This is a genomic window from Xanthomonas pisi DSM 18956, from assembly GCF_001010415.1.
GTDB lineage: Bacteria > Pseudomonadota > Gammaproteobacteria > Xanthomonadales > Xanthomonadaceae > Xanthomonas > Xanthomonas pisi.
Window position 1 is genome coordinate 1 of record NZ_JPLE01000117.1, and the last position, 10,601, is coordinate 10,601.

A 10,601-nucleotide genomic window follows, 5' to 3' on the forward strand; every position below is an offset into this window, starting at 1 on the left:
GACCCCGCGCGCGGGGTCCTGGCGACCGGCGCAACCCGATCGAGCGGGGACCGGCCGTGTTCTGCACCAGAGTGCATAGCGCCGCTCACCCCGCCGCGCGAAGAACCGGACATAATCGGCGCATGGACCGCTATGAACGTATCAACTCCCTGCATCGCCTGCTCAAGTCGGCGCGCTATCCGGTCACCGTGGCACGGCTGCAGGATGAGCTGAGCTGCTCCCGCGCCACGGTGTATCGCGACCTGGCGTTCCTGCGCGATGCGCTGATGGCGCCGGTGGAAGGCGATGGCGAATCGGGCTTTCGCTATCTGTCCGGCGAAAGCGATCGCTTCGAGCTGCCCGGCCTGTGGCTGAGTTCGGAAGAACTGCATGCACTGCTGGCATCCCAGCAATTGCTCGCGCGCACCGGTGGCGGGGTGTTGTCCTCGATGCTGGCACCCTTGCAGCAGCGCATCGAAGGGCTGCTGGCGGCACAGGCCGGCGTGTCGCAGTGGCCGGTGGATCGGGTGCGGGTAATTCCGCATCGCGGCCGCAAGCTGGACGAAGCCAGCTTCCGCACGGTGGCCTCCGGGGTACTGGAGCGCAAGCAGCTGAGTTTCGATTACCGCGCACGCTCGACCGACGAATCGACCAAACGCACCGTGTCCCCGCAGCGCATCACCCATTACCGCGACAACTGGTACCTGGATGCCTGGGATCATGGCCGCGATGGCGTGCGCAGCTTTGCGGTGGACCGCATCAATCATGCGCGCCTGCTCGATGCAGCACCGCGCGATGTGCCTGACAGCGAGCTGGACGAGCAGCTTGCCGCCAGCTACGGCATCTTTTCCGGCGCACCCAAGGGCTGGGCGACCATCGTGTTCAGCGCCAAGGCCGCGCGCTGGGTGGCCGACGAGCACTGGCATTCCAAGCAGCAGGGCCGTTTTTTGCCGGACGGCCGCTACGAGCTCAAATTGCCGTACAGCAACTCGCGCGAGCTGCTGATGGACGTGCTGCACTACGGCTCGGATGCGGAAATCGTCGAACCCGTTTCGCTGCGCGAGCAGGCCAAGGCGCTGTTGTCGCTGGCGCTGAGCAACTACGACTGAGCCTGGTAGGCAGTTGAGGTGTTGGGCAGGGCTGCAGTGGCGGCAGACGCGTGCAAGCGTCCGCAAGACGCGCCTGGCCTAGTGCGTGGTGATGCGGTCAATGACGCTCAAGGCCTGAAGTAAGCCGGGTTGCGACGCGGGTTCTGCTTTGATGACTTGTTAGGCCCCATCTTGCGCCACGAGCATCTGTTCCGGCTCCAAGCCCAAGGAGTGGGAGTCAACCAAATCCTCACCTTGATGCCACTGCTTCTCTACCCAGGCCTGTCCCCACCGATCTACCTCATAAACCTCGAACGTTTCGCCGACCATGGATAGAAGTCGATCTCTTTCCAATTGCGGCAAGAGGCAGACAGTGGACTCGTGGAGATGCGTGACTTGGACAAGCGTACCGACTTGAACTACGAGACCTGTGCTGTCAGTTGTCGTGTGCTCTGGCATTGGGTCTGACACCTGAATTAAGCCGATCCGCGAAGCGGGTCCGGCTTGAATGAATTGTTAGGCCGCAGCCATCTGCAGACGAGGTCTGGGAAATGACTCATGACGCCCAACATGTGCTCTCCGGAAGGTTGCCATCATGAAAGTGGCGAGCGACCTTAGTTGCGGCGCGGATGAAGAATGCTTCCCGACAGGGCTTTGTCATCTCGATGCTATTGGTGGCCTTGTCCAGGCGTAGCTCTCCGACCTCGTCCGGGTAGGCGGTATCGTAGAAGCGATAGAAAGCCTCTCTCTCCGACTCTGAGATCTTGTCGATAAGAATGTAGAAAGCCAAGTTCTCTCCTGCGGCCTAACACCCGAGTTAAGCCGAGCCGGGAAGTGGCGTCGGCCTGGACGAATTGTCAGGCCGCGCGACCAGCAAAGCTACAGTGGTTAGAGCTGCCATAGGCCGTGATCGTTGCCACCGAGCAAGTAGATGGCAAATCGACCCCGGCCTGGAAGTTCCATCGGTGGGACTGCGACCGTGCCGCCTGCCTCCACGATGGCGGCAACAGCCGATTCGATGTCTTCGACGAGCCAGTACGGGCGCACGACAGGCCGTTCCGACTCGCGCAGAGGAGCACGAACACCGACGAGGCCGCCGCCAGCCAGGCTTGCGGTGCGGGCATTACCCAGTTCGGGCACCGGCTCGTCGAATTCAGCGCCCTGCACCGCATAGGCGGCGCAGACCGCCTGCATGTCGTGTGTAACGATCTCAAGGTACTGGACCTTCATGCCATACCTCCGACAGATGACGTTCAGTGGCAGCTAGCGCTTGAATGAAGCCGAGCCGCGAGGCGGATTCGGCTTGAATGAATTGTTAGCCATCAGGCCCAGAAACGCCACCAAGAGCGCTTTTGAGGTTTGGGTTGAAGCCGCGCGGCAGCCAGCAACGCGGTGGAGTTGGTTGCTGAAACAATTGAATCATTGAGCAGCTTGTAGAGGTCCTCAGAAAGATCCTCGTATGTCCTTTGGTCGTCATCGTCAAAGCCGAGATCGTTCCAAGAGCCCATGCCGCCGAATACCCATGATGATTGGGCTGCCGAAAGCAATTGAGCAGCAGTGAGAGGCATGTCGGCTGTCAGCAGGTCATTGTGATAAAGATCGGCGCCAGGCGATGAAGACGCGAGATTGGATAGGCCAGCCTCAAAAGCATTTGCAAAGCCATCAAGTTTCTGATGATGGGCGAAGGCGGCTATATCAGTTAGGTTCTTGGTTAGGCGCTGTCGAAGGCTTTGCAGGTCGCTAGCAGCGTGAGGCGATGGGGGTTGATCAGCGGCGATCCGGCCGTATGTGACCCGCCAAATCTTTTTATCAGCGCGACTTTGGTCGCCCACCTCCCAGCGGCCTTCCCAGTAATCAGAGCCTTTGGAACCTGTTGTCTCCAACAGCCAGCGTCCGCCGCCGCCAACAAACCCAACGAGCATTCGGTCCGTTGCTCCGCTCAAGTTCTGTCCGCTGGGCAGGTAAATCATCCGAATTGCATGAACCCCGCTTCTGCGAAGCTCTTCTAGCCATGATGCAGGATCTTGAGCAAAAGGCGTTTCGCTCCAATTCTCGCCGGAGCGCGTTAGGCCAACGAACTTGACGAACTCGCAAAATGTGAGCGTGCTGTGGTCGCTGGGAAACGCGGCAACTTGCTCTATGCCGCGGAAATAGGTATTTCCGTGAACGACAAGAGCCACGATCTGCGCAACGGCTCCCTGCATACTTTCCCCTGATGGCTAACGCTTGTTCGGCACCTCAAACCCCAGGCGGTCCACCTGTTCGCGCAGCTGCGGCACGCGCTTGAGTTTGTCGGTGTAGATGGAATAGTCGTCGCGCATCTTGTTGACCAGCGTGCGGTACTGCTCGCGGCTCATGTCCGGCTTGCGCGAGAAGATCCACGCCAGGTCGCGGCCCGGGTAGGAAATCAGCATCCACGAGCCGTCCGGCGCGATTTCCAGGATGCGCTGCTTGGCCGGGATCACCTTGTAGAACCACACCCGCCAGTCGCGATTACCGCTCTCCGCATCCACCGACGCGCGCGCGTTGACCTCTTTTTCCGGCTCGCCAAAGCCATCGCGATACAGATAGCGCACCGCTACCTTGCCGTCTTCGTCCAGGGTGTACTGGTCGCGGCTGGTGACGTGCCCGCGCTCCACCGGGTTGGGCATGCGCGCAATCACATACCAGGTGCCCATGATCTTGGCCAGATCGATCGCCGGCTCGGTGGTGGATGCGTCCTTGGCATGCGCCACGGGCAGGCCGAAGACGAGCAGGAAAGCGAGGGCGATCGTAACGGTCAGGCGCATCGCAACATCACAAAGGGGCAGTAGGAGCAGCACACTACCGCATGCAGGGGGCAAGTTCGCGTCAACGGTCGGGTCTGGCGTCGGCGACTGCGGCATCGGCATCGGGATCAATCCCTCGATCCTCCGTCCTCGCCCCCGATCTCGATCCCGATCGCCAGCCTCAAGGCACCGTCCGCAGCATCGGACCGGCCCGGCGCAACATGTCGCCTGCCAGGTCGCAATCGGTGAGATGGACACAGGCAATCCTGCCGGCCTGTCTTCATCCCTTCTGCCACGGAGTGCCGCCATGTCGCATCGTCCTTCCCGTCGTTCCGAACGTCCCGATCCGCGGGTGTTGCGCCCGGTGCGGCAGATCGCCCTTGCCGGCCTGGCGCTGGTGCTGGTGTGGCCGGCGGCACGCGGGTATAGCGAGTGGATCGGCTGGCTGCCGCTGTGGCTGGTGGGCATGCCGATGCTGGCCTGGTGGAGCCTGCATCGCTTCGCGCTGCCCACGCTGACCCGGCCGGGCGCGCGGCGGGCCTTGCCGCGGCGGCGTGGCCCGCAGGCGCAGCGTCGGCGCGGCGTCTCGCGGGCAACGACACCGGCGCGGGCGGCCTGACCTTCGGCAGGGGAGTGCGGGCCAGGGGCTGTGTTAGGTTTTCCGGCATTGGTTTTTCCGGAAAAATGTATGCCCAAGTTCGCCTCGATCTGCCTGGCTGCCGGCCTGATCACCGCTGGCGCCGTCTCTGCAGAGGAAACCGCCGTGTCCAACGACCCCTACGCCTGGCTGGAAGATGTCACCGGCGCCAAGCCGCTGGACTGGGTCAAGGCCCAGAACGCCAAGACCGAGGCGCGCCTGGCCACCACGCCGGCCTTCAAGCAGATGGAAACCAGCATCCGCGAGGTGCTGGATTCGGACGCCAAGATTCCCGGCGTGCAGAAGATCGGCGAGTACTACTACAACTTCTGGAAGGACAAGCAGCACGAGCGCGGCCTGTGGCGGCGCACCACGCTGGACGAATACCGCAAGGCCTCGCCGAAATGGGAGACGGTGCTGGACCTGGATGCGCTCAACAAGGCCGAGGGCGAAAACTGGGTTTGGCACGGCGCCGACTGCCTGCGTCCGGACTATCAGCGTTGCCTGATCGCGTTGTCGCGTGGCGGCGCCGATGCCGACGTCACCCGCGAATTCGATCTCGGCAGCAAGCAATGGGTCAAGGACGGCTTCTTCCGTCCCGAATCCAAGGGTGGGCTGGGCTGGATCGACAAGGACACCGTCTACGTCTTCACCGATTTCGGTGCCGGCAGCATGACCAGTTCCGGCTATCCGCGCATCGCCAAGCAGTGGAAGCGCGGCAGCCCGCTCAGCGCTGCGGCGGTGGTGTACGAAGGCAAGCCGACCGATATGTACATCGCGGCGATGCACGATGACACCCCGGGGTTCGAGCGCGATTTCGTCAGCCGCACCCTGGCCTTCTACAACGACGAGCTGTATCTCAAGGGCGCCGACGGCAAGCTGGTCAAGGTGGACGTACCCAACTCGGCCAGCAAGTCGGTCAAGCGGCAATGGTTGACGCTGGAGCTACGCGAGCCGTGGACGGTGGACGGCAAGACCTATAAGCCGGGCTCGCTGCTGGCGACGCGCTTCGATGACTTCATGGACGGCAAGCGCAGCTTCGATGTGCTGTTCGAACCCACCGACACCACCTCGCTGGCGGGCGTGGCGTGGACCAAGTCGCATCTGGTGTTGAACGTGCTGGAAGACGTCAAGAATCGGCTCAGCGTCATCACGCCATCGCAGGACGGGTGGAAAAAAAGTGCGTTTGTCGGTGCGCCGGCGTTCGGCACCGTCGACGTCGGCGCGGTGGACAGCGACGACAGCGATGCGCTGTGGCTGACCGTCACCGATTACCTCACACCCACCACCTTGTCGTGGGTGGATATCGGCAGCGCGCCGCAGCCGCTCAAGACCATGCCGACGTTCTTCGATGCCGGCAAGGACAGCATCGAGCAGCACTTCGCCACCAGCAAGGACGGCACCCGCGTGCCGTATTTCCTGGTGCGTCCGAAGTCCTTGAAGCTCGACGGCAGTGCGCCGACCCTGCTGTACGGCTACGGCGGTTTCGAGATCTCGATGACGCCGAACTATTCCGGCGGATTGGGCCGCGCCTGGCTGGACAAGGGCGGCGTCTACGTGGTGGCCAACATCCGCGGCGGCGGCGAATACGGTCCCCGCTGGCACCAGGCCGCGCTCAAGCAGAACCGCCACAAGGCGTATGAAGACATGGCTGCGGTGGCCAAGGACCTGGTGGCGCGCAAGATCACCTCCACCAGGCATCTGGGCGTGCAGGGCGGCAGCAACGGCGGGCTGATGACCGGCAACATGCTGACCCAGTATCCGGAGCTGTTCGGTGCAGTGGTGGTGCAGGTGCCGCTGCTGGACATGAAGCGCTATAGCCACCTGCTGGCCGGCGCCTCGTGGATGGCCGAATACGGCGACCCCGATACCGACGATTGGAAATTCATCCAGACCTTCTCGCCATATCACCTGTTCGATCCGGGCAAGACCTACCCGCCGGTGATCTTCCTGACCTCCACGCGTGACGACCGCGTACATCCGGGCCATGCGCGCAAGATGGCCGCCAAGATGATCGAGGCCGGCAAGGACGTGACCTACTACGAGAACATCGAAGGCGGCCATGGCGGCGCAGCCAATAATGCGCAGGCAGCGCATATGTCGGCACTGGCGTATAGCTTCCTGTGGGAGCGCCTGGCCGACTAAGAGCGGCTAACAAAACTACNNGGTGCTCGGAATCGGCATGTACCACTCGTACACTGCGGTTCCTCCGCGCCGTCCACACCCGCCTGACGACTGCTCGCTACGTTTTGTTAGCCACTCTAATGCGGCGTGACGGTTGGTGGCGTGTGCCTCGTATACGAGCCCTTCTCCCCTCGGGAGAAGGTGCCCGAAGGGCGGATGAGGGTGCGGCTGCGCGCTGAGTCGAAGCCTGTTCGATGAGCACTCGCGTAGGTCGAGGCATCCAGAAAGTGCAAGGCTTCCGCACCTTGCGGCGCGGGTTGCGTTTGCTTCGGAAAAAGTAAGCAACGTCATGTCGCCTGACGCGATCCGGTGCGATGGGACTGGACCGTGCCCGCGCTCCTCGCCATAAGCGGCATGGCACCCCAACTCGCTGCGCTCAAACAGGGCGCACCCATGGCTGCGGTGTTCGGCTCGCTTCAAGGCGGGGGAAGTTACGAACAACAGCAAGTGCACAGGAGAGCTGCGAGTACTTTACACGCTCGATCTGTGGTCACAGACTGCGTAAGCCACGCGCAATGCGCTCCACTGCCTGTTCCAGGCGCGGCAGGCTTTGGGTGTAGGCGATGCGCACGTGTTGGTTGGATCGATGGAAGCCGAAGTCGATGCCGGGAGTGAAGGCGACGTGCTCGTGTTCCAGGAAATGCGCGCAGAACGCTTGCGCATCGTCTGAAAACGCGCTGATGTCTGCGTAGAGATAGAACGCGCCCTGCGGTTCGACTGCGATGTTGAAGCCAAGCTGGCGTAGCGCGGGCAGCAGATAGTCGCGGCGTTGCTGGAACTGCGCGCGGCGCGCTTCGAAGATGGCGATGCTCTCTGGCGTGAAACACGCAAGCGCTGCGTGCTGCGCAATGGTCGAGGCGCTGATGTAGAGGTTTTGCGCAAGCTTTTCCAGCTCGGGCACCGCGTCGGGCGGGGCGATCAGCCAGCCCAGACGCCAGCCGGTCATGCCGAAGTACTTGGAAAAACTGTTCAAGACGAAGGCACTGTCGTCGACTTCCAGCACGCTATGCGCGTCCAGGCCATAGGTCAGGCCGTGGTAGATCTCGTCCACCACCAGGTGCCCGCCGCGCACACGTAGCGCCTGCGACAACGCGGCCAGTTGCTCGCGCGACAGTACGCTGCCGGTGGGGTTGGCCGGCGATGCCACCAGGGCGCCGACGCTGTCGATGTTCCAGCACGCGTCCACCAGCGTCGGGGTCAGTTGGTAGTCGGTGTCCGGCCCGACCGGCACCAGTTGTGCGGCACCTTCGACCAGGCGCAGGAAGTGGCGGTTGCACGGATACCCGGGGTCGGCAAGCAGCCAGTGCTTGCCCGGGTCCACCAGCAGGCTGCTGGCCAATAGCAGCGCGCCCGAGCCGCCGGGCGTGACCAGGATCCGCTCCGGGTCGACGCTGCGGCCATAGCGCTGCGCATAAAACCCGGCAATCGCATCGCGCAGTGCCGGTAGCCCACGTGCGGCGGTGTAGCGGGTATGGCCGGCAGCCAATGCGGCTTGCCCGGCGGCCACGATCGGTGCGGCAGTGGTGAAGTCGGGTTCGCCGATTTCCAGGTGGATCACGTCGTGACCGGCCTGTTCGAGCGCATTGGCGCGGGCCAGCAGCGACATCACATGGAACGGCGCGATGTCCTGGCTGCGGCGGCTGTAGCCCGACGCGGGCGAAAGCAAGGGGTCCATTGCGAAGATCATAGACCAGCATGACCTAGGACACATGACGCCCGGCGACGGGCTCTTCCACACTCGGGCGCTGGGATGGCATTGCGTTCATCCAACGGACCCCAATCTGATGAAGCCTGTCCTGACCTTGTTGATCGCCAGCCTGATGACCACATCCGCCTCCTCTTTCGCCGCTCTCCCGTCGCCGCCGGACGTCGCCAGGCACCCGCATGTGGTCAAGACGCCGTTTGGCGCCACCCGCAACGACGACTACTATTGGCTGCGCGACGACAAGCGCGAAGACAAGGCGATGCTGGCCTATCTCAACGCCGAGAACGCCTATACCGACCAGGTGATGGCGCCGCTCAAGCCGTTGGAAGACACGCTCTACAACGAGATCGTCGGGCGCATCAAGCAGGACGATGCCAGCGTGCCGTATCGCGAACGCGGCTATTGGTATTACACCCGCTTCGAAGCGGGCAAGGATTACCCGATCCAGGCGCGCCGCAAGGGCAGCATGGAGGCGCCGGAAGAAATCCTGCTGGACGTCAACCAGATGGCCCAGGGCAAGGGCTATTTCAGCGTGGGTGAGGCCGAGGTCAGTCAGGACAACCGCCTGCTTGCCTGGGCCGACGATGCCGTCGGCCGCCGCCAGTACACGATTCGCTTCAAGAATCTGGACACCGGCGAGATCTATCCGGACACGGTGGAAGGCGTGGCCCCGAACGTGGTCTGGGCCGACGACAACAAGACCGTGTTCTACGTCGAAAACGACCCGGAAACGCTGCTGACCGTGCGCGTCAAGAAACACGTCCTGGGCACTGCGTCCAAGGACGACGTGCTGGTGTACGAAGAGAAGGACGACAGCTTCTACATGGGCGTGGGGCGTACCCGCGACGACAAATACATCACCATCGGCGTGGAAAGCACGGTGTCGTCCGAGACGCGTTATGCGCTGGCCGCCAAGCCGGACACCTTCAAGGTGCTGGCCAAGCGCGAGCGCGACGTGGAGTATCACGCCGAACATTTCGACGGGCGTTGGGTGATCCGCACCAACGCCGATGGCGCCGAAAACTTCAAGCTGGTGACTGCGCCCACCGATGCCACCACGCGCAAGCAGTGGACCGACTGGGTCGCGCACGATGACAAGGTCTACATCGAAAACTTCGAGCTGTTCGATGGATTCACTGCCATCGAAGAGCGCTCCGGTGGCCTGGAGCGCGTGCGACTTCAATTCAACAGTCCGCACATGGATGTGCGGGCTCCTGCGGGGGAACCGCAATACGTCAAGGCGGATGAGCCGGCGTATTCGATGGGCTTGTCGGTCAACCCCGAGCCGGACACCGTGTGGCTGCGTTACAGCTACACATCGCTGACCACGCCGGCCACCACCTACGAACTCAACACCACCACCGGCGAGCGCAAGGTGCTCAAGCAGCAACCGGTGATCGGCTACGACGCGAGCAAGTATGTGACCGAACGCGTCTGGGTCACGGCCCGCGACGGCGTCAAGGTGCCGGTGTCGCTGGTGTACAAGAAAGGCTTCAAGAAGGACGGCACTGCTGCGTTGTTCCAGTACGCGTACGGCAGCTACGGCATGTCGATGGACCCGTCCTTCAATCTGCCGGCGATCAGCCTGCTGGACCGCGGTGTGGTGTACGCCATCGCGCATATCCGCGGCGGCCAGGAAATGGGGCGCAAGTGGTACGACGACGGCAAGCTCCTGCACAAGAAAAATACCTTCAACGATTTCGTCGACGTCACCCGCGGGCTGGTCGCGCAGGGCTACGCCGCCAAGGACCGTGTGGCGGCATCCGGCGGCAGCGCTGGTGGCCTGTTGATGGGGGCGGTCGCGAACATGGCGCCGCAGGACTATCGCGTGCTGGTGGCGCAGGTGCCATTCGTCGATGTGGTCACCACCATGCTGGATGCCAGCATTCCGTTGACCACCAACGAATACGACGAGTGGGGCAACCCGGAAACCAAGGATTACTACGACTACATGCTGTCGTATTCGCCCTACGACAACGTGCGCAAGCAGGCGTACCCGGCGATGTTCGTCGGTACCGGTCTGTGGGATTCGCAGGTGCAGTACTGGGAGCCGGCCAAGTGGGTGGCCAGGTTGCGCGACGACAACACCGGCAAGGCTCCGATCGTGTTCCGCACCAATATGGAAGCCGGTCACGGCGGCAAGTCCGGCCGTTTCCGCCGTTACCGCGAACTCGCCGAGTCGTATGCGTTTGTGCTGGATCAGCTCGGGGTCAAGTAGTCGAGGGGCGGGGATTGGGGAG

Annotated in this window: 10 protein-coding genes and 1 other RNA gene; 5 read left to right on the forward strand and 6 right to left on the reverse strand. The window is 62.8% G+C overall.

Annotation, left to right across the window (positions count from 1 at the left end; genetic code table 11):
* Nucleotides 1-122: 122 nt before the first annotated feature.
* Nucleotides 123-1,088, forward strand: a complete 966-nt coding sequence (locus tag Y887_RS17175) for a helix-turn-helix transcriptional regulator (protein ID WP_005997239.1) — start codon at nucleotides 123-125, stop codon at nucleotides 1,086-1,088.
* A 159-nt stretch (nucleotides 1,089-1,247) separates the two neighbouring features.
* On the opposite strand, the gene Y887_RS17180 is transcribed toward Y887_RS17175, so the two are convergent.
* From Y887_RS17180 to Y887_RS17200, 5 genes are all read right to left on the reverse strand, one after another.
* The gene (locus Y887_RS17180; protein ID WP_046965505.1) at nucleotides 1,248-1,526 is read right to left on the reverse strand and encodes a hypothetical protein; all 279 of its coding nucleotides are present in this window, start codon (nucleotides 1,524-1,526) and stop codon (nucleotides 1,248-1,250) included.
* 97 nt (nucleotides 1,527-1,623) lie between these two features.
* Nucleotides 1,624-1,857 carry a hypothetical protein gene (locus tag Y887_RS17185; RefSeq protein ID WP_046965506.1) on the reverse strand — a complete coding sequence of 78 codons (234 nt, stop codon included), beginning with the start codon at nucleotides 1,855-1,857 and terminating at the stop codon, nucleotides 1,624-1,626.
* Nucleotides 1,858-1,955: 98 nt separating this feature from the next.
* On the reverse strand, nucleotides 1,956-2,297 hold the full coding sequence (locus Y887_RS17190; RefSeq protein ID WP_046965507.1) for a VOC family protein: 342 nt from the start codon (nucleotides 2,295-2,297) through the stop codon (nucleotides 1,956-1,958).
* A 92-nt stretch (nucleotides 2,298-2,389) separates the two neighbouring features.
* Nucleotides 2,390-3,271: a hypothetical protein gene (locus Y887_RS17195; protein WP_046965508.1), complete on the reverse strand. Its 882-nt coding sequence runs from the start codon at nucleotides 3,269-3,271 to the stop codon at nucleotides 2,390-2,392.
* A 15-nt stretch (nucleotides 3,272-3,286) separates the two neighbouring features.
* Nucleotides 3,287-3,856 carry a lipocalin family protein gene (locus Y887_RS17200; RefSeq protein WP_046965509.1) on the reverse strand — a complete coding sequence of 190 codons (570 nt, stop codon included), beginning with the start codon at nucleotides 3,854-3,856 and terminating at the stop codon, nucleotides 3,287-3,289.
* A 286-nt stretch (nucleotides 3,857-4,142) separates the two neighbouring features.
* Here Y887_RS17200 and Y887_RS17205 point away from each other — a divergent pair, with 286 nt between their 5' ends.
* The 3 genes from Y887_RS17205 (at nucleotide 4,143) to Y887_RS18355 (ending at nucleotide 6,730) form a co-directional block, all read left to right on the forward strand.
* Nucleotides 4,143-4,454, forward strand: coding sequence for a hypothetical protein (locus Y887_RS17205; protein ID WP_046965510.1), 312 nt, complete (start codon nucleotides 4,143-4,145; stop codon nucleotides 4,452-4,454).
* 69 nt (nucleotides 4,455-4,523) lie between these two features.
* Nucleotides 4,524-6,617 carry a prolyl oligopeptidase family serine peptidase gene (locus tag Y887_RS17210; protein ID WP_046965511.1) on the forward strand — a complete coding sequence of 698 codons (2,094 nt, stop codon included), beginning with the start codon at nucleotides 4,524-4,526 and terminating at the stop codon, nucleotides 6,615-6,617.
* A 37-nt stretch (nucleotides 6,618-6,654) separates the two neighbouring features.
* Nucleotides 6,655-6,730, forward strand: a non-coding RNA gene (locus Y887_RS18355) — sX9 sRNA.
* 416 nt (nucleotides 6,731-7,146) lie between these two features.
* On the opposite strand, the gene Y887_RS17215 is transcribed toward Y887_RS18355, so the two are convergent.
* The gene (locus Y887_RS17215) at nucleotides 7,147-8,331 is read right to left on the reverse strand and encodes a pyridoxal phosphate-dependent aminotransferase (RefSeq protein WP_046965513.1); all 1,185 of its coding nucleotides are present in this window, start codon (nucleotides 8,329-8,331) and stop codon (nucleotides 7,147-7,149) included.
* 109 nt (nucleotides 8,332-8,440) lie between these two features.
* Between Y887_RS17215 and Y887_RS17220 the strand changes: the two genes are divergently transcribed.
* Nucleotides 8,441-10,579, forward strand: a complete 2,139-nt coding sequence (locus Y887_RS17220) for a S9 family peptidase (protein WP_046965512.1) — start codon at nucleotides 8,441-8,443, stop codon at nucleotides 10,577-10,579.
* Nucleotides 10,580-10,601 lie beyond the last annotated feature (22 nt).